Genomic DNA, 19,890 nt, shown 5'->3' with positions numbered 1-19,890 from the left:
CATGGCAACTTTATTTTTAGTAGGAACGCCTATAGGAAATCTAGCTGATATAACGTTTCGTGCGGTAGACACATTAAAAAATGTAGATATGATTGCATGTGAAGATACTAGAGTGACACGAAAGTTATGTAACCATTACGAGATTGAAACGCCTTTAAAATCGTACCATGAACATAACAAAGAACAACAAACAGAGTATTTAATTGAGCAACTCATTTCTGGTTTAAATATAGCTTTAGTTTCAGATGCGGGGTTACCGCTTATAAGTGATCCAGGATATGAGTTAGTTGTTGAAGCACGTAACCAGAATATAAATGTTGAAACAATCCCTGGACCTAATGCAGGTTTAACAGCACTAATGGCAAGTGGTCTTCCTTCTTTTACATATACATTTTTAGGCTTTTTACCTAGAAAAGAGAAAGAAAAATTAGACGTATTGCAAGAGAGAATGTATCAATGTAGTACTTTGATTTTATATGAATCTCCACATCGTGTTACTGACACACTCAAAGCAATAGCTAAAGTTGATAATATAAGAAAAATAGCTATAGGCAGAGAACTGACTAAAAGATTTGAGCAACTTATGACTTTACCAGTTGAGCACATGCTAGAAATGATTCAAAGTGGTGACATTCCACTAAAAGGTGAATTTGTGATTCTAATTGAAGGCGCACGTCCTTTAGTCAATCACTCATGGTTTGAGGAATTAAGTATTAAAGAACATGTTGAATATTATATTGAAAGAGATCAATTAAAACCGAAGAAAGCAATTAAATCAGTAGCACTAGATCGTGGAATGAAAACTGGAGAAGTATACAATATATATCATGATGTAGAATAAAAATTATTAAGTTCTACATGTATTTAATTAGTGATGAATTCACGTGAAAGCCACCATAAAACACCGATTTTATGGTATTGTAGTAAAGATGATGACAATTCGTTTTCAAATGATGAGAGAATGTGAAAGTTGATACATAGTAGTGCGCTACTTCATTGAAAAGAAAAATAAATTTAGATATCATTTATTATGTAATTAATGAGGAGGACCAGTGATGGCTAAAGATACATTTTATATAACTACCCCAATTTATTATCCAAGTGGGAACTTACACATCGGTCATGCATACTCTACTGTCGCAGGCGACGTTATTGCGCGCTATAAAAGAATGCAAGGGTATGATGTTCGTTATTTAACAGGTACAGATGAACATGGCCAAAAAATTCAAGAAAAAGCTCAAAAAGCTGGTAAAACTGAATTAGAATATTTAGATGAAATGATTGCCGGAATTAAAAGTTTATGGGATAAACTCGAAATTTCAAATGATGATTTTATTCGTACAACTGAAGAACGTCATAAGCAAGTTGTTGAAAAAGTGTTTGAACGCCTACTTAAACAAGGTGATATTTATTTAGGAGAATACGAAGGTTGGTATTCAGTTCCTGATGAAACTTATTATACAGAATCACAACTTGTTGACCCAGTTTATGAAAATGGGGAAATTATAGGGGGTAAAAGTCCAGATTCCGGACATGAAGTTGAACTTGTTAAAGAAGAAAGTTATTTCTTTAATATTAATAAATATACAGATCGTTTATTAGAGTTTTATGATGAAAATCCAGATTTCATCCAACCTCCATCTAGAAAAAATGAAATGATTAATAACTTTATCAAACCTGGATTAGAAGATTTAGCTGTATCTCGTACATCATTTGACTGGGGAGTTCGTGTACCATCAAATCCTAAACATGTTGTATACGTTTGGATTGATGCGCTTGTAAACTATATTTCTTCTTTAGGCTATTTATCAGATGATGAAGAACTTTTCAATAAATATTGGCCTGCAGATATCCATTTAATGGCTAAGGAAATCGTACGTTTCCACTCTATTATTTGGCCGATATTATTAATGGCTTTAGACTTACCGCTACCTAAGAAAGTCTTCGCGCATGGTTGGATTTTAATGAAAGACGGTAAAATGAGTAAATCTAAAGGTAATGTTGTTGATCCTAATGTATTAATTGACCGCTATGGTCTAGATGCTACGCGTTATTACTTAATGCGTGAGTTACCGTTTGGTTCAGATGGAGTATTCACTCCAGAAGCTTTCGTTGAACGCACGAATTATGATTTAGCGAATGACCTAGGTAACTTGGTTAATCGTACAATTTCAATGATTAATAAATATTTCCAAGGTGAGTTACCAGCATATCAAGGTCCTAAACATGAACTTGATGAAGATATGGAAGCGATGGCACTTGAAACAGTTAAAAACTTTAATGAAAATATGGAAAGTTTACAATTCTCTGTAGCATTATCAACGGTTTGGAAATTTATTAGCCGTACGAATAAATATATTGATGAAACTCAACCATGGGTATTAGCTAAAGATGAGAATCAACGTGACATGCTTGGTAATGTAATGGCACATCTAGTTGAGAACATTCGTTTTGCAGCTGTTTTACTGCAACCATTCTTAACACATGCACCAAGAGAAGTTTTCAAACAACTTAACATGAATGACCCTAAATTATCGCAATTCGAAAGTCTTGAAAGCTACGGTGCACTTACTGAACCAATCTTAGTTACTGAAAAGCCAACACCTATTTTCCCAAGATTAGATACGGAAGCGGAAATAGCTTATATTAAAGAATCTATGCAACCACCTAAATCTGAAGAAAAAGAGGAAGTGCCAAGTAAAGAACAAATTGATATTAAAGACTTTGATAAAGTTGAAATTAAAGCTGCAACAATTACTGATGCTGAAAATGTTAAAAAATCAGATAAATTATTGAAAATTCAAATTGATTTAGACAACGAACAACGTCAAATCGTATCTGGAATAGCAAAATTCTATAAACCTGAAGATATTATTGGTAAAAAAGTTGCTGTAGTTACCAATTTAAAACCTGCTAAATTAATGGGACAAAAATCTGAAGGTATGATTTTATCAGCAGAGAAAGATGGGGTACTGACATTAGTAAGTTTACCAAGTGCAATTCCAAACGGTGCAGTCATTAAATAATATTGTTTAAAGATAGGAGAGATAATGATGTTAATCGATACACATGTACATTTAAATGATGAACAATATGATGAAGATTTAAATGAAGTGATATCTCGCGCGCAAGAAGCAGGCGTAGATAGAATGTTCGTAGTAGGATTTGATACACCTACTATAGAACGCACTATGGAACTCATAGATAAATATGAATTTATTTATGGAATTATCGGTTGGCATCCTGTCGATGCTATAGATTGTACAGACGAACGATTAGAGTGGATTGAAAGCCTGTCTAAGCATCCCAAGATTATTGGTATCGGAGAAATGGGCTTAGACTATCATTGGGATAAATCTCCTGCTGATGTTCAAAAAGAAGTATTTAGAAAGCAAATTGCCCTAGCTAAACGTGTGAAATTACCTATAATTATTCACAATCGTGAAGCAACTCAAGACTGTGTTGACATTTTAATGGAGGAACATGCCGAAGAAGTCGGTGGCATCATGCACAGTTTTAGCGCTTCGCCTGAAATTGCGGATGTTGTCATAAACAAGTTGAATTTCTATGTTTCTCTTGGTGGTCCAGTTACTTTCAAAAATGCCAAACAGCCTAAAGAAGTGGCACAACATGTACCTATGGATCGTTTGTTATGTGAAACTGATGCACCATATTTATCTCCACATCCTTTTAGAGGTAAACGAAATGAACCAGAACGTGTGACTTTAGTTGCACAACAAATTGCTGATTTACGAGACATGTCCTATGAGGAAGTTTGTCGACAAACGACTGAAAATGCAGAACGTTTATTTAAATTGAACTAATAATAATTATAGTGGGAAAGGTGTCCGACTTTGAAAGGATGAATATCATCACACTTTTAAAAGTATGAGACATCTTTCTCATTTTTTATAAATTTAAGAGTGCCGGTATAGTAATATTAAAGATTCAAGTAGCTCATATTTTAATAATTAGAATTATTTATATAAAATAAAGTTAAATGTCATAGACTTGGAAGGTATAAATATGAAGATTAATGAATTTATCGTTGTAGAAGGTAGGGATGATACTGAACGTGTTAAAACTGCTGTAGAATGCGATACAATTGAAACGAATGGTAGTGCAATCAATCAGGATACACTAAATGTTATACGTCACGCTCAAGAAACTAGAGGTGTTATTGTACTGACTGACCCTGATTTCCCAGGTGATAAAATTCGGCATACAATACGTGATTATGTACCAGGTGTGAAACATGCTTACTTAGATAGAGAAAAAGCTAAAAACAAAAGAGGTAAAATTGGCATTGAGCATGCAAACGTTAAAGATATTCGTGAAGCTTTAATGCATGTGAGCTCTCCATTAGAAGAAGCAGAAGAAACTATTGATAAGAGTGTACTTATTGATTTAGGGCTTATTATTGGTAAGGATGCAAGACGTCGTAGAGAGATATTAGGACAAAAACTACATATTGGTCACTCAAATGGCAAACAATTGCTAAAGAAACTTAACGCATTTGGTTATACAGAACAGGATGTAAGAGAGGCATTACTTGATGATGAAAGAAGGGAGAAATAAATGGAACATAAAGATATAGCTACACCATCTCGTACGCGAGCTTTATTAGACCAATACGGTTTTAACTTTAAAAAAAGTTTGGGCCAAAACTTCTTAGTTGATGTAAATATAATTAATAAAATTATTGATGAGAGTCAAATAGATGATACTACGGGCGTAATTGAAGTTGGTCCTGGTATGGGATCATTGACTGAACAGCTTGCTAAAAATGCTAAAAAAGTGATGTCTTTTGAAATAGACCAAAGATTAATTCCAGTTCTTAAGGATACCCTTGCTCCATATGATAATGTGACAATTATTAATGAAGATATATTAAAAGCTAATATTAGTAAAGCAGTTCATACACACCTAAGTGATTGTGAAAAAATCATGGTTGTGGCAAATTTACCTTATTATATTACTACGCCTATATTATTAAATTTAATGCAACAAGATATACCTATAGATGGTTATGTGGTAATGATGCAAAAAGAAGTTGGTGAACGTCTTAATGCAACTGTAGGTACTAAAGCATATGGTTCACTTTCAATAGTTGCTCAATATTATACAGAGACAAGTAAAGTTCTGACAGTGCCTAAATCGGTGTTTATGCCACCTCCAAATGTTGATTCTATTGTAGTAAAACTGATGCAACGTGAAGAACATTTAGTACAAGTTGATAATGAAGAAGCGTTTTTTAAATTAGCTAAAGCTGCATTTGCACAACGACGTAAAACAATTAATAATAACTACCAAAACTTTTTTAAAGATGGTAAAAAGCATAAAGCGTCAATATTAGATTGGTTGGAAAGTGCAGAAATTGATCCAAAACGACGTGGTGAAACGCTTACAATACATGATTTTGCTAATTTATATGAGGAAAAGAAAAAATTCCCAGAATTAGAAAATTAATATGTTGACAAAGGTCATTTACCTTGATAAAATTTAAATTTTATTTGACGAAAACGCTCTAAATATGGTATTATGTAACTTGTAGCGAGGTGGGGCAATATGCCAAAATCAATTTTGGACATCAAAAATTCTATTGATTGTCATTTAGGAAATCGTATTGTACTTAAAGCCAATGGTGGACGCAAAAAGACAATTGAACGCTCAGGTGTTTTAAAAGAAACATATCCTTCAGTATTCATTGTCGAGTTAGATCAAGATAAACACAACTTTGAACGCGTATCTTATACATACACTGATGTGCTTACAGAGAACGTACAAGTTTCATTTGAAGAAGATAATCATCAAGAAGCAGTAGCACACTAATTATAAACACATAAGAGTGATTGATTACTCTAAACTTCACAGTTTTATATTATATTTATTAAGGTGAGTATTGGGCGAAAAGTTCAATACTCTTTTTTGGTATAAGGTCCTCGTAAAGTTTGAGTCATAGTTACTCAGGACTTTTCAAATACGGCTCATATAAAAATTTATATTTTAAAAAATCAAAAAACGTATATTATTACTTTTTAAAATGTATTTCATTAAGATTTTACGAAAAATTGAAGGTAATCTATCAAATATTTAAGACCTTTATGTTAAAATCATCTTATTAACAATTCGAAGAGAGGGCGGAAAAATGATATATGAAACGGCACCTGCCAAAATAAATTTTACGCTCGATACCCTTTTCAAAAGAGATGATGGTTATCATGAAATAGAAATGATTATGACTACGATTGATTTAAACGATCGATTATCTTTTCAAAAACGCAAAGATAAAAAGATTGTTGTAGATATTGAACATAATTATGTGCCTAATGATCACAAGAACCTTGCTTACAGAGCGGCGCAATTGATGGTTGATACGTATAATATTAAAGAGGGCGTTACAATTACCATTGATAAAGATATACCAGTTTCGGCTGGATTAGCTGGTGGTTCTGCGGATGCGGCAGCAACGATGAGAGGTATGAATCGTTTGTTTGAGTTAGGTAAATCATTAGATGAATTATCGGCACTAGGTATACAAATTGGGACGGATATCCCGTTTTGTATTTATAATAAGACTGCAGTATGTACTGGTCGAGGTGAATGTGTGACATTTTTAGATAAACCACCTTCTGCATGGGTAGTTTTGGCTAAACCAGATTTAGGAATATCCTCTCCAGATGTATTTAAAGCACTAAATTTAAACGAAAAGCATGTCGTAAATAACGATATGTGCAAACAGGCTTTAAAAACAAACAATTACTATCAATTATGTGAGAGCTTATCTAACCGTTTAGAGCCTATTTCGATATCAATGCATCCAGAAATAAAAAAGCTGAAAGATAACATGTTACAATGCGGTGCTGATGGTGCATTAATGAGCGGGAGTGGTCCAACGGTATATGGTTTAGCTCAAAAAGAGCGACAGGCTAAAAACATTTATAATTCAGTTAACGGATGTTGCAACGAAGTATATTTAGTAAGATTATTAGGATAGAAGGGTTTGAAAAAATGAGATATAAAAGAAGCGAACGTATTGTGTTTATGACTCAATACATTATGAATCATCCGAATAAATTAATACCCCTCACTTTTTTCGTTAAAAAATTTAAACAAGCGAAATCTTCTATAAGTGAAGATGTTCAAATCATTAAAAACACTTTTCAAAAAGAACAGTTGGGTACGGTTATCACAACTGCTGGTGCAAGTGGTGGTGTGACTTATAAGCCAATGATGAGTAAGGCTGAAGCGACTGAGGTTGTTAACGAAGTCATTACGCATTTACAAGAAAAAGAACGGTTGTTGCCTGGAGGCTATTTATTCTTATCAGATTTAGTTGGCAACCCAACTTTATTGAATAAAGTAGGTAAGTTGATTGCAAGTATTTATATGGAAGAGCAACTAGATGCTGTCGTGACAATTGCCACTAAAGGTATATCGCTTGCTAATGCAGTAGCAAACATATTAAATTTACCTGTAGTGGTTATTAGAAAAGACAATAAGGTAACTGAAGGTTCTACTGTTTCCATTAACTATGTTTCTGGATCATCAAGAAAGATAGAAACTATGGTGTTATCAAAACGTACTTTAGCTGAGAATTCCAATGTCCTCGTAGTAGACGATTTTATGAGAGCTGGAGGCTCTATAAATGGAGTTATGAATTTAATGAACGAGTTTAAAGCTCACGTAAAAGGGGTATCAGTACTTGTAGAATCAAAAGAAGTTAAACAAAGATTGATTGAAGATTATACTTCCTTAGTCAGATTATCAGATGTCGATGAATATAATCAGGAATTTAAAGTAGAGCCAGGCAACAGCTTGTCTAAATTTTCTTAGAAAAGGAGCATTTATACAACATGAAAACAGTAGACACAAACAAAGTACCAGAAGCATTAGGACCATATTCACATGCTACAGTAGTTAATGACTTAGTCTTTACATCAGGTCAAATTCCATTAACACTTGATGGAAATATCGTTAGCGATGATGTACAAGAACAAACGAAGCAAGTTTTAGAAAATTTAACTGTAGTACTTCAAGAAGCTGGTTCTGATTTAGATTCAGTTGTGAAAGCAACAATTTTTATTTCTGATATGAATAATTTCCAAAAAATTAATGAAATCTATGGAGATTATTTCGGCAAATACCAACCTGCACGTAGCTGTGTTGAGGTAGCACGTTTACCTAAAGACGTGAAGGTGGAAATTGAATTGATAGGTAAAGTTAAGGAATAATAATTTTCTTTTAAAAAATATTGTCAAGCTTCTAATTAATATAAAGATATACTAGGGGGCTCACTACATGAAAGTGACAGATGTAAGACTTAGAAAAATACAAACTGATGGCAGAATGAAAGCTCTTGTTTCCATTACACTTGATGAAGCATTTGTAATCCATGACTTACGTGTAATTGAAGGAAACTCAGGTTTATTCGTTGCTATGCCAAGTAAACGTACACCAGATGGTGAATTCCGCGACATTGCGCATCCAATCAACTCTGATATGCGTCAAGAAATTCAAGATGCTGTAATGAAAGTATATGATGAAACTGATGAAGCCATTCCGGATAAAAATGCGACTTCAGATAATGAAGAATCAGACGAAGCTTAATTAAAAAATATAAAATTAAAGTATAAAAAATGGTCAACGTTTCAAATGTCGGAGCGTTGACCATTTTTTATGACAACAACTCATTGTCGCCCGATATTTACATAATTTAAGTTGTTTATAAAAAATTAACGATTAGTTAACAAAAACTTTTAAAAGTTGAAAGTCTATTAGTTGTTAAATTATAATAATTATGAAGTGTAAATTTTAATGGAGGGTTAGCATTCATGCAAAGACATGCGATTATTTTGGCAGCAGGTAAAGGCACAAGAATGAAATCTAAAAAATATAAAGTGCTTCATGAAGTTGCTGGCAAGTCAATGATTGAACATGTTCTCAACAATGTTAAACAATCTGGAGTTAATCAAATTGTAACTATCGTTGGACACGGCGCAGAAAGTGTCAAAGAAACTTTAGGCGATCAATCATTATACAGTTTTCAAGAGGAACAACTTGGAACAGCACATGCTGTAAAGATGGCATATGAACATTTGGAAGATAAAGAGGGGACAACTTTAGTTGTATGTGGTGATACACCGTTAATCACATCTAAGACGTTAGAATCACTTATCAACCAACACGAAAGTACAGAAGCACAAGTAACTGTATTATCTGCATCAACTCAACAACCACACGGATATGGTCGAATTGTAAGAGATTCCAACCATCAATTAGAACGAATTGTTGAAGAAAAAGACGCAAATGAAAACGAGCGTGCGATTAAGGAAATTAGTTCTGGTATTTTTGCTTTTGATAATAAAGAGCTATTTGATAAATTAGCACAAGTCAAAAATGATAACGTTCAAGGTGAATATTATTTACCTGATGTTTTATCGCTTATTTTAGACGATGGTGGTAAGGCAGAAGTGTACCATACAGATGATTTTGACGAAATCATGGGTGTCAACGATAGAGTTATGTTAAGTCAGGCTGAAAAAGCTCTACAAAAACGTATTAATCATTACCATATGAGAAATGGCGTAACTATTATTGACCCAGATTCAACATTTATTGGTCCTGATGTAGAAATAGGTGCTGACACAACAATAGAACCAGGTGTACGTATTGGTGGCCGTACGATTATCGGTGAAGACGTATTAGTTGGTCAATATTCTGAAATTAATAATAGTACAATTCGTTCGAATGCTAACATCAAACAATCTGTCATTAACGATTCAGTTGTAGGAGAAAAAACAAAAGTTGGGCCATTTGCTCAGTTAAGACCAGGCTCAAATCTTGGCGCAGATGTAAAAGTTGGCAACTTTGTTGAAGTTAAGAAGTCAGATCTCAAAGATGGCGCAAAAGTTTCACATCTTAGCTATATTGGTGATGCTGAAATTGGTGAAAGAACAAACATTGGCTGTGGTTCTATAACTGTTAATTACGATGGGGTAAATAAATTTAAAACGATTGTAGGTAACGATGCGTTTATTGGTTGTAATACTAACCTCATAGCCCCTGTAACAGTAAATGATCACACCCTTATTGCAGCTGGTTCAACAATTACAGATGATATACCTGAAGATAGCTTAGCCATCGCGCGCGCTAGACAGGTGAATAAAGAAGGCTATTTGAAAAAATAGTTAATTAAAAGAGCAACATGTTGTTAGATTAAAGTGGAAATGAATTAGCAATAGAAATTATTTTGATTTAACTTGTAACATAGTAAAAAAGTTCTATTTTCTATATAATAAACAGTGTAAGTAAATAATTGGAGGACTATAAATGTTAAATAATGAATATAAGAATTCATCATTAAAGATCTTTTCGCTCAAAGGTAATGAACCTTTAGCACAAGAAGTAGCAGATCATGTAGGGATTGAACTAGGGAAATGTTCAGTAAAACGTTTTAGTGACGGAGAAATTCAAATTAACATCGAAGAAAGTATCCGTGGTTGTGATGTATTTATTATTCAACCAACTTCATATCCTGTAAACCTTCATTTAATGGAGTTACTTATTATGATTGACGCATGTAAACGTGCTTCGGCAGCTAATATTAACATCGTAGTTCCTTACTATGGTTATGCACGTCAAGATAGAAAAGCGCGAAGCCGTGAACCGATTACAGCTAAATTAGTTGCAAATCTTATTGAAACAGCAGGTGCCAATCGTATGATTGCTCTTGATTTACATGCACCTCAAATTCAAGGATTCTTCGATATTCCAATCGACCACTTAATGGGTGTACCTATCCTTGCTCAACATTTTGAAAATGACCCTAATATCAATCCAGAAGAATGTGTTGTTGTTTCACCAGACCATGGTGGTGTAACACGCGCACGTAAATTAGCAGACATTTTAAAAACTCCAATTGCAATTATCGATAAACGTCGTCCAAAACCAAATGTAGCAGAAGTCATGAATATTGTTGGTGAGATTGAAGGACGCACAGCAATTATTATTGATGATATTATCGATACTGCTGGAACAATTACATTAGCCGCGCAAGCACTTAAAGATAAAGGTGCTAAAGAGGTTTATGCTTGTTGTACGCACCCTGTATTATCAGGTCCAGCTAAAGAACGTATTGAAAACTCTGCAATTAAAGAATTAATCGTTTCAAATTCTATTCAATTAGAGGACAGCAGAAAACCATCTAATACTAAAGAACTTTCTGTAGCAGGATTAATCGGTAAAGCGATTATCCGTGTTTATGAACGAGAATCTGTAAGTGTATTATTTGACTAAAGGTTACAAATGCGTTTGACGAATTAACTAACAACGTGTATAATACATTCGTTCGTGAATTTACGGACAAATAAACACTTGCAAGCAACTATAGAGTTGATGGGCAAGTGAGGAGCAGATGAGAACAGTCGATAGATTGTTAATACTGCAAAATTTGAAAGGTGGAAATTTGAATGGCTTCATTAAAGTCAATCATCCGTCAAGGTAAACAAACTCGTTCTGACCTTAAACAATTAAGAAACTCAGGTAAAGTACCTGCAGTTGTATACGGTTACGGTACTAAAAATACTTCAGTTAAAGTTGATGAAGTTGAATTCATTAAAGTAATCCGTGAAGTAGGACGTAATGGTGTTATTGATTTAGGCGTAGGTTCTAAAACAATTAAAGTAATGGTTTCAGATTATCAATTTGACCCATTAAAAAACCAAATTACTCATATCGACTTCTTAGCAATCAACATGAGTGAAGAACGTACTGTAGAAGTACCAGTTCACTTAGTTGGTGAAGCTGTAGGCGCTAAAGAAGGTGGCGTAGTTGAACAACCATTATTCGACTTAGAAGTTTCAGCTACTCCAGAAAATATCCCTGAATCAATCGAAGTGGATATCTCTGAATTACAAATCAACGACAGCTTCTCTGTTGCTGATGTTAAGATTACTGGTGACTTCACTATCGAAAATGACCCAGAGGATTCAATCGTAACAGTCGTTCCTCCAACAGACGAACCTTCTGAAGAAGAAGTGGAAGCTATGGAAGGTGAATCAGCTACTGAAGAACCTGAAGTTGTTGGTGACGACAAAGAATCTGAAGAAGAAAACAAAGAAGAAGAGTAATTTCTTTTTGCTTTCTAACTGTCATTCATATGATGGCTTTAGATGATTAATGACATACAAGCACTGTGCTTATACTAATAAGCATGGTGCTTTTTGTGTTATTATAGGGAATGATTAATTATTTGAAGTGATATGAAGATATGGACGGATGATATGACGATAACGTGTATGATTTCGTCCCTTCATTTTCAATAAAAAATAAAACCGGTCCAAATTGATACGGCTGATAGATAAATTAAGAATAATGACGGAGGTAACATAAGATGAAGTGTATTGTCGGTCTCGGCAACATAGGTAAACGTTTCGAACTTACAAGACATAATATTGGTTTTGAAGTTATCGATTATATATTAGAACGTAATCAATTTACACTCGATAAACAAAAGTTTAAAGGTGCTTACACGATTGAACGTTTAAATGGGGACAAAGTATTATTTATAGAACCAATGACAATGATGAATCTTTCAGGCGAAGCGGTAGCACCGTTAATGAATTATTATAATGTTGAACCTGAAGATTTAATCGTTTTGTATGATGATTTAGATTTAGAGCAGGGACAAGTGCGTCTGCGTCAAAAGGGGAGCGCGGGTGGACACAATGGAATGAAATCTATAATTAAAATGCTTGGTACTGATCAATTTAAACGTATTCGAATTGGAGTAGGGAGACCAACGAATGGTATGTCAGTTCCTGACTACGTATTACAACGCTTTTCTAAAGAAGAAATGGTAACTATGGACAAAGTGATTGAACATGCTGCTAGAGCTGTCGAAGCTTTCATAGAATCATCAAGATTTGATCATGTAATGAATGAATATAATGGTGAAGTCAATTGAAATCAATAATTACTGATTATATTAGTGAAGATAAGCGTTTTCAGGAATTAGACGACGTTTTTGGACAGGAGAATATATTAGTTACAGGTCTCTCCCCTTCTGCTAAAGCAACGATTATTGCTGAGAAATATTTAAAAGATCAGAAACAATTGCTACTTGTAACTAACAATTTGTATCAAGCAGATAAAATTGAAACAGATTTATTACAATATGTTGATGGCTCAGAAGTTTATAAATATCCCGTTCAAGATATTATGACTGAAGAGTTTTCTACACAAAGTCCTCAGTTGATGAGTGAACGTGTACGAACATTGACGGCGTTAGCCCAAGGCCAACGAGGGTTATTTATCGTGCCTTTAAATGGCTTTAAGAAATGGCTAACTCCGGTCGATATGTGGAAAAATCATCAAATGACATTGAAAGTAGGCGAAGACATTGATGTCGAGGCGTTTCTTAACAAACTAGTTAATATGGGATATCGTCGAGAAAGTGTAGTATCTCATATTGGTGAATTCTCACTACGTGGGGGCATTATCGATATATATCCATTGATAGGATCGCCGGTAAGAATAGAGTTATTTGATACAGAAGTCGACTCCATTAGAGATTTCGATGTTGAAACACAACGTTCTAATGAGAACTTAGATGAGGTAGATATTACTACTGCAAGCGACTATATCATCACTGATGAGGTTATTCAGTATCTACAAACACATTTGAAAGAAGCATATGAACACACACGTCCTAAAATTGAAAAATCTGTACGCAATGATTTAAAAGAGACGTATGAAAGTTTTAAATTATTTGAGTCTACTTTCTTTGATCATCAATTATTACGTCGCTTAGTCGCATTTATGTATGAACAACCCTCTACTATTATAGATTACTTTAGAGATGATGCGGTTATCGCTGTAGATGAATTTAATCGTGTCAAAGAGACCGAAGAAACGTTAACTACTGAAGTTGACGATTTTATTAGTAATTTAATTGAGAGTGGAAATGGATTCATCGGTCAAAGTTTCATGAAATATGATGGGTTTGAAACTTTACTTGAGAAGAAACCAGTTGCATACTTCACGTTATTTACATCTTCAATGCAAGTACCATTGCAACATATCATTAAATTCTCATGTAAACCTGTTCAACAATTTTACGGTCAATACGATATCATGCGCTCTGAATTTCAAAGATATGTTCATAATGACTATACCATCATGGTGCTTATGGAGACCGAAACTAAAGTAGAGCGTATTCAGTCTATGTTGAATGAAATGCACATCCCTACTGTTTCTCATATCCATGAAAAGGTAGATAGCGGACAAGCTATCGTAACGGAAGGTAGTTTGTCAGAAGGCTTTGAACTACCATACATGCAATTAGTGGTCATTACGGAGAGAGAACTTTTCAAGACTAAGCAAAAGAAACAGCGAAAACGCACTAAAACGATATCCAACGCTGAAAAGATCAAGTCTTATCAAGACTTGAATGTTGGCGACTACATTGTTCACGTGCATCATGGTGTGGGTCGTTATTTAGGTGTTGAAACACTTGAAGTAGGCGATACGCATCGAGATTATATTAAATTACAATACAAAGGAACAGATCAATTATTCGTACCAGTGGATCAAATGGATCAAGTTCAGAAGTATGTTGCTTCAGAGGATAAATCGCCAAGACTGAATAAATTAGGCGGTACAGAATGGAAAAAAACAAAAGCTAAAGTTCAACAAAGCGTTGAAGATATTGCTGATGAACTGATTGATCTGTATAAAGAACGAGAGATGTCTGTGGGTTACCAATATGGGGAAGACACCGCAGAACAATCAGCCTTTGAGCATGATTTCCCTTATGAATTAACGCCAGACCAAGGTAAATCAATCGAAGAAATAAAAGGTGATATGGAACGTGAAAGACCTATGGATCGCTTATTATGTGGCGACGTAGGTTATGGTAAGACTGAAGTAGCTGTACGTGCTGCATTTAAAGCGGTTATGGAAGGGAAGCAAGTCGCATTCCTAGTTCCAACCACAATTTTGGCGCAACAGCACTATGAAACGTTAATTGAACGTATGCAAGATTATCCTGTAGAAATTCAACTTGTCAGTCGTTTCCGTACGACGAAAGAGGTTCGTGAAACTAAAGAAGGCTTAAAATCTGGCTACGTTGATATTGTAGTAGGAACACACAAACTACTTGGTAAAGATATTCAATATAAGGATTTAGGCTTACTCATAGTCGATGAAGAACAACGCTTTGGTGTGCGCCATAAAGAGCGTATTAAAACACTTAAGAAGAACGTTGACGTGCTTACATTAACTGCAACCCCAATTCCAAGAACGTTGCATATGAGTATGTTAGGTGTTCGTGATTTATCCGTAATTGAAACACCACCTGAGAATCGTTTCCCAGTGCAAACCTATGTATTAGAGCAGAATACGAATTTTATTAAAGAAGCATTAGAACGTGAGTTATCTCGTGACGGCCAAGTATTCTATCTTTATAACAAAGTTCAATCAATTTATGAAAAGCGTGAACAGCTTCAAATGTTAATGCCAGAAGCTAATATTGCCGTTGCACATGGACAAATGACAGAACGTGATTTAGAGGAAACAATGCTTAGCTTTATTAACCATGAATACGATATCCTCGTGACCACAACGATTATAGAAACAGGCGTAGATGTACCTAACGCGAATACATTGATTATCGAAGAAGCGGACCGGTTTGGTCTTAGTCAGCTGTATCAATTAAGAGGTCGTGTAGGACGTTCGAGTCGTATAGGTTATGCTTATTTCTTACATCCGGCGAATAAAGTTCTAAATGAAACTGCTGAAGAACGTTTACAAGCAATTAAAGAATTTACTGAATTAGGTTCAGGATTTAAAATTGCTATGCGAGATCTTAATATTCGTGGCGCGGGTAACTTACTTGGTAAACAACAACACGGCTTTATTGATTCTGTCGGTTTCGACCTATATTCACAAATGCTTGAAGAAGCCGTTAATGAGAAACGTGGTATTAAAGAAGAGACGCCAGATGCACCAGAAGTGGAAGTTGAACTTAACCTTGATGCGTACTTACCGGCTGAATATATTCAAAATGAACAAGCTAAAATTGAAATATATAAAAAGCTGCGTAAGGTTGAGACAGAAGATCAATTATTTGATGTGAAAGATGAATTAATCGATAGATTTAATGATTATCCTGTCGAAGTAGAACGTCTCTTAGACATCGTTGAAATCAAAGTACACGCTTTACATGCTGGTATTACTTTAATTAAAGATAAAGGTAAAACAGTTGAAATTTCACTCTCTAATAAAGCTACCGAAAATATTAATGGTGAAGAATTGTTTAAACAGACGCAACCTCTAGGTAGAGCGATGAAAGTAGGCGTACAAGAAAATGCGATGCGCGTTACTTTAACTAAATCCAAGCAATGGCTAGATAGTTTGAAATTCTTAGTTAAATGTATTGAAGAAAGTATGGCGATTGAAGATGAAGCATAAGCCTAAGCCTAAAAGGGCATTCAATGGTGTTGTGATACTGACGCTAGCGCTTGTCATTGTTAAAATCTTAAGCGCTATTTATCGCGTACCTTACCAAAATGTTTTGGGCGATCAGGGTCTGTATGCTTATCAACAAATTTATCCTATTGTCGCTTTAGGAATGATTCTATCTATGAACGCAATACCTAGTGCAGTCACTCAAGTATTAGGTGTGCATAGTCCAATTGCATCATACTCGAAGGTTATGTTGAGATTACAGTATGTTGGCTTGGCCATATTTACAATCATATTCATTGGTGCGTATCCTTTAGCGCTATGGATGGGCGATTCAAGACTGACACCTATGTTAAGAATGGCAAGTTTTAGTTTTGTACTTATTGGCATACTAGGTGTCTTACGCGGTTTTTATCAGACAAAACAAGCTATGAATATTCCAGCTATTTCCCAGGTAATAGAACAATTGATTCGAGTAAGTTTAATCATCGTAGCGATTGTTTTATTTTCTTTACACAGTTGGTCTATTTATCAGGCTGGTACACTCGCGATTTTAGCATCTTCTATTGGATTTTTAGGTTCCATGCTATATCTAGTGCTGACGCGTCCATTTTCCTTAAAATTAAAGCACAATACCGCTCATGTTGATTGGCGCCGGCTTTTCATGTCGATACTCATCTATGCATTAAGCCAATTAATTGTCATTTTATGGCAGGTGGTTGATAGCTTCACTGTTATACACACGCTTCAAGTGAGTGGTCTGTCATTCGATACAGCTATCCGATATAAAGGTATTTATGATAGAGGGGCATCTTTTATTCAAATGGGGTTAATTGTTACCACAACATTTAGTTTCGTACTTATACCTTTATTGACTGAAGCTATTCATCAACGCACTCAAGTTCTTATGAACCGATATGCGAATGCTTCAATTAAAATTACGGTATTGATAAGTTCTGCAGCAGGAATTGGCTTAATTAATCTCTTGCCACTCATGAATCGTGTTTTCTTTAAGAACGATAGTCTAACGGGAACACTCAGTATTTACATGATTACAGTCGTTTGTGTTTCACTCATTATGATGAATATAGCATTATTACAAGTATTGAATCGCATTAGACCTATTTTAGTGGGTATCGTACTTGGAATACTCTCAAAAGCTATTTTGAATATTATGTGTATCAGTCAGCTAAGTATCTTTGGTGCGAGTTTAAGTACCGTACTTTCATTAATTTTATTTGTAACTGTGCTACAAGTGGCAGTACTGAAACACTATCATTTTAGACGTATGTCGTTATTTATCATTAAACTCATAGGCGGTTTAGTGGTGATGAGTATAAGTGTGCAAATCATCATGCTCATCATTCCTGCCCATGGACGTGTAATGGGACTTATTGAATTAGTTATGAGTGCCTTCATTGGTGTTGGTGTTTTACTCATATATGTTGTAATGTTTAATGTATTAAGCTATAAAGAACTCAAATATTTACCTTTTGGATATAAACTCTATCATTTTAAGAAAGGGCGACGTTCATGACTCACACGATTACAGTTGTAGGTTTAGGTAATTATAATATCGATGATTTGCCACTAGGGGTATATCGTTTTCTGGAAAATAAAACCAAAATTTATGCGAGAACGCTAAATCATCCTGTCATAGAAGAGCTTAAAGAAACGCTTCAATTCGAAAGTTTCGATCATATATATGAAAAGAACTCGAGTTTTGAAGAGGTCTATCAAACGATAGTGAATGAATTAATTCAACACGCGCAAACTGAAGATATCGTGTATGCTGTGCCAGGACATCCTCGTGTAGCAGAAACGACTACTGCCCAATTATTAGAATATAGTCAATCACATAATGATATTCAGGTAGAAATTTTAGGTGGTAAAAGCTTTATTGACGACATTTTTGAAGCGGTTGATTTAGATCCTAATGATGGATTTACGCTATTAGATGGTACTGCGATTCAAGAATCAATGCTTAATGTACGCACACATACATTGATTACTCAAGTCTACAGTGCAATGGTGGCTGCTGACTTAAAGTTAGTTTTAATGGAACGTTACCCAGATGATTTTGAAGTGAAAATTGTTACTGGTGCACATAGTGGAGGTTCACATGTAATTGAATGTCCACTTTATGAAATTGATCACCATGAAAATGAATTTAATAATCTTACTAGTATCTTTGTGCCAAAAGTAGAAGATGAGAAAGCACTATATCAAGACTTTGATTATGCCGTACAAACTATAGATGTTCTTGTAGATGACGAGAAAGGTTGTCCGTGGGATAAAGTTCAAACTCATGAAACGCTTAAACGATATTTATTAGAGGAAACATTTGAGTTGTTTGAAGCTATTGACAATGAAGATGATTGGGATATGATAGAAGAGCTTGGCGACATCTTATTACAAGTATTACTGCATACAAGCATTGGTAAAAAAGATGGCTATATGGATATTAAAGAAGTGATTGAAAGCCTCAATGCTAAAATGATACGTCGACACCCACATATATTTGGAGAGGCACAAGCTGACTCTATGGACGACTTAAAAGATATTTGGTCAGCAGCGAAAGATAAAGAAGGAAAGAAACCTCGCGTCAAATTCGAGAAAGTATTTGCAGACCATTTCTTGAAGTTGTATGATGAAACCAAAAATAAACACTTTGACGAAGATGCTCTCAGAAACTTTTTACAACAAGGGGAGAATAATCAATCATGAGATTAGATAAATATTTAAAGGTATCACGACTCGTTAAACGTCGTACGTTAGCTAAAGAAATTAGTGATCAAGGTCGTGTTACTGTTAACGGAAACGTAGCGAAGGCGGGGACGGACGTTAAAGAAAACGATGAACTCGTCATACGCTTCGGACAAAAACTAGTAACTGTTAAAGTTACAGGTTTAAATGAACATGCTACAAAAGAAAATGCAAAAGGCATGTATGAGTTGATAAAAGAAGAACGCATTGATGAAGCGTGAGATGTATAGGGAGGTGACAAGCAATGAGCAAAAAAGTGGAGAATATAGGTAATCAGTATACATCGCAAGAAAATAAGAAAAAGCAACGTCAAAAAATGAAGATGCGTGTTGTTCGAAGAAGAATTACCGTTTTTGGCGGTATACTTTTGGCAATTATACTGATTTTATTAGTATTGCTTGTCATTCAAAGACATAGTAACGATCAAGATGCGGTGGAACGAAAACACAAAGAAGCACAATTTCAAAAGCAACAAGATGAGGAAATTGCATTAAAAGAAAAATTAAACAACCTTAACGATAAAGATTACATCGAAAAAGTTGCTAGAGATGATTATTATTTAAGTAATAAAGGCGAAGTTATTTTTAGATTACCAGGTGATAATAAATCCTCTAAATCTAAATCATCCGACGATGACGATAATTAGAGCAATAAAAT

General features: G+C 34.7%; 19 protein-coding genes. All 19 read left to right on the top strand.

Annotation, left to right across the window (positions count from 1 at the left end; genetic code table 11):
* Window position 1: 1 nt before the first annotated feature.
* The 19 genes from rsmI (at window position 2) to divIC (ending at window position 19,879) form a co-directional block, all read left to right on the top strand.
* Complete coding sequence (rsmI, locus tag V6C74_RS11485) at window positions 2–841, top strand: 16S rRNA (cytidine(1402)-2'-O)-methyltransferase (protein WP_002452450.1); 840 nt, start codon at window positions 2–4, stop codon at window positions 839–841.
* A gap of 214 nt (window positions 842–1,055) precedes the next feature.
* The gene (metG, locus tag V6C74_RS11480) at window positions 1,056–3,026 is read left to right on the top strand and encodes a methionine--tRNA ligase (RefSeq protein WP_016898886.1); all 1,971 of its coding nucleotides are present in this window, start codon (window positions 1,056–1,058) and stop codon (window positions 3,024–3,026) included.
* A 27-nt stretch (window positions 3,027–3,053) separates the two neighbouring features.
* The gene (locus V6C74_RS11475; RefSeq protein ID WP_002452452.1) at window positions 3,054–3,824 is read left to right on the top strand and encodes a TatD family hydrolase; all 771 of its coding nucleotides are present in this window, start codon (window positions 3,054–3,056) and stop codon (window positions 3,822–3,824) included.
* Between the two features lie 202 nt (window positions 3,825–4,026).
* Window positions 4,027–4,578, top strand: coding sequence for a ribonuclease M5 (rnmV, locus tag V6C74_RS11470; RefSeq protein ID WP_002452453.1), 552 nt, complete (start codon window positions 4,027–4,029; stop codon window positions 4,576–4,578).
* Window positions 4,579–5,469 carry a 16S rRNA (adenine(1518)-N(6)/adenine(1519)-N(6))-dimethyltransferase RsmA gene (gene rsmA, locus V6C74_RS11465; RefSeq protein ID WP_103175522.1) on the top strand — a complete coding sequence of 297 codons (891 nt, stop codon included), beginning with the start codon at window positions 4,579–4,581 and terminating at the stop codon, window positions 5,467–5,469.
* Window positions 5,470–5,568: 99 nt separating this feature from the next.
* The gene (gene veg, locus V6C74_RS11460) at window positions 5,569–5,832 is read left to right on the top strand and encodes a biofilm formation stimulator Veg (RefSeq protein WP_001832193.1); all 264 of its coding nucleotides are present in this window, start codon (window positions 5,569–5,571) and stop codon (window positions 5,830–5,832) included.
* A 316-nt stretch (window positions 5,833–6,148) separates the two neighbouring features.
* Window positions 6,149–6,997, top strand: coding sequence for a 4-(cytidine 5'-diphospho)-2-C-methyl-D-erythritol kinase (gene ispE, locus V6C74_RS11455; RefSeq protein WP_002436768.1), 849 nt, complete (start codon window positions 6,149–6,151; stop codon window positions 6,995–6,997).
* Window positions 6,998–7,011: 14 nt separating this feature from the next.
* The gene (gene purR / locus V6C74_RS11450) at window positions 7,012–7,836 is read left to right on the top strand and encodes a pur operon repressor (RefSeq protein WP_002452455.1); all 825 of its coding nucleotides are present in this window, start codon (window positions 7,012–7,014) and stop codon (window positions 7,834–7,836) included.
* A 20-nt stretch (window positions 7,837–7,856) separates the two neighbouring features.
* The gene (locus V6C74_RS11445) at window positions 7,857–8,234 is read left to right on the top strand and encodes a RidA family protein (RefSeq protein ID WP_002452456.1); all 378 of its coding nucleotides are present in this window, start codon (window positions 7,857–7,859) and stop codon (window positions 8,232–8,234) included.
* Between the two features lie 67 nt (window positions 8,235–8,301).
* On the top strand, window positions 8,302–8,610 hold the full coding sequence (gene spoVG, locus V6C74_RS11440) for a septation regulator SpoVG (RefSeq protein ID WP_002452457.1): 309 nt from the start codon (window positions 8,302–8,304) through the stop codon (window positions 8,608–8,610).
* A gap of 224 nt (window positions 8,611–8,834) precedes the next feature.
* Window positions 8,835–10,190 (top strand): bifunctional UDP-N-acetylglucosamine diphosphorylase/glucosamine-1-phosphate N-acetyltransferase GlmU, encoded by a 1,356-nt coding sequence (gene glmU, locus V6C74_RS11435; RefSeq protein ID WP_002436800.1) that lies wholly within the window; start codon window positions 8,835–8,837, stop codon window positions 10,188–10,190.
* A 142-nt stretch (window positions 10,191–10,332) separates the two neighbouring features.
* A complete protein-coding gene (locus V6C74_RS11430) occupies window positions 10,333–11,298 on the top strand; it encodes a ribose-phosphate diphosphokinase (protein ID WP_002436814.1) in 966 nt (321 codons plus the stop codon).
* Window positions 11,299–11,471: 173 nt separating this feature from the next.
* Complete coding sequence (locus V6C74_RS11425; RefSeq protein WP_002436828.1) at window positions 11,472–12,131, top strand: 50S ribosomal protein L25/general stress protein Ctc; 660 nt, start codon at window positions 11,472–11,474, stop codon at window positions 12,129–12,131.
* A gap of 263 nt (window positions 12,132–12,394) precedes the next feature.
* Window positions 12,395–12,967, top strand: coding sequence for an aminoacyl-tRNA hydrolase (gene pth / locus V6C74_RS11420; protein ID WP_002452459.1), 573 nt, complete (start codon window positions 12,395–12,397; stop codon window positions 12,965–12,967).
* Window positions 12,964–16,473 carry a transcription-repair coupling factor gene (mfd, locus tag V6C74_RS11415; protein WP_016898888.1) on the top strand — a complete coding sequence of 1,170 codons (3,510 nt, stop codon included), beginning with the start codon at window positions 12,964–12,966 and terminating at the stop codon, window positions 16,471–16,473. Before pth ends, mfd begins: the two co-directional genes overlap by 4 nt.
* Window positions 16,463–18,004: a polysaccharide biosynthesis protein gene (locus V6C74_RS11410; RefSeq protein ID WP_002452461.1), complete on the top strand. Its 1,542-nt coding sequence runs from the start codon at window positions 16,463–16,465 to the stop codon at window positions 18,002–18,004. The genes mfd and V6C74_RS11410 overlap by 11 nt, the downstream gene beginning before the upstream one ends.
* A complete protein-coding gene (locus V6C74_RS11405) occupies window positions 18,001–19,194 on the top strand; it encodes a MazG nucleotide pyrophosphohydrolase domain-containing protein (protein ID WP_103175523.1) in 1,194 nt (397 codons plus the stop codon). The genes V6C74_RS11410 and V6C74_RS11405 overlap by 4 nt, the downstream gene beginning before the upstream one ends.
* On the top strand, window positions 19,191–19,454 hold the full coding sequence (locus V6C74_RS11400; RefSeq protein WP_002436795.1) for an RNA-binding S4 domain-containing protein: 264 nt from the start codon (window positions 19,191–19,193) through the stop codon (window positions 19,452–19,454). Before V6C74_RS11405 ends, V6C74_RS11400 begins: the two co-directional genes overlap by 4 nt.
* A 23-nt stretch (window positions 19,455–19,477) precedes the next feature.
* Complete coding sequence (divIC, locus tag V6C74_RS11395; RefSeq protein WP_002436818.1) at window positions 19,478–19,879, top strand: cell division protein DivIC; 402 nt, start codon at window positions 19,478–19,480, stop codon at window positions 19,877–19,879.
* Window positions 19,880–19,890 lie beyond the last annotated feature (11 nt).

The organism is Staphylococcus capitis subsp. capitis (genome assembly GCF_040739495.1).
Lineage (GTDB): Bacteria > Bacillota > Bacilli > Staphylococcales > Staphylococcaceae > Staphylococcus > Staphylococcus capitis.
Note: the sequence above shows the minus strand (reverse complement) of the source record. Positions and strands in the feature narration are given on the sequence as shown.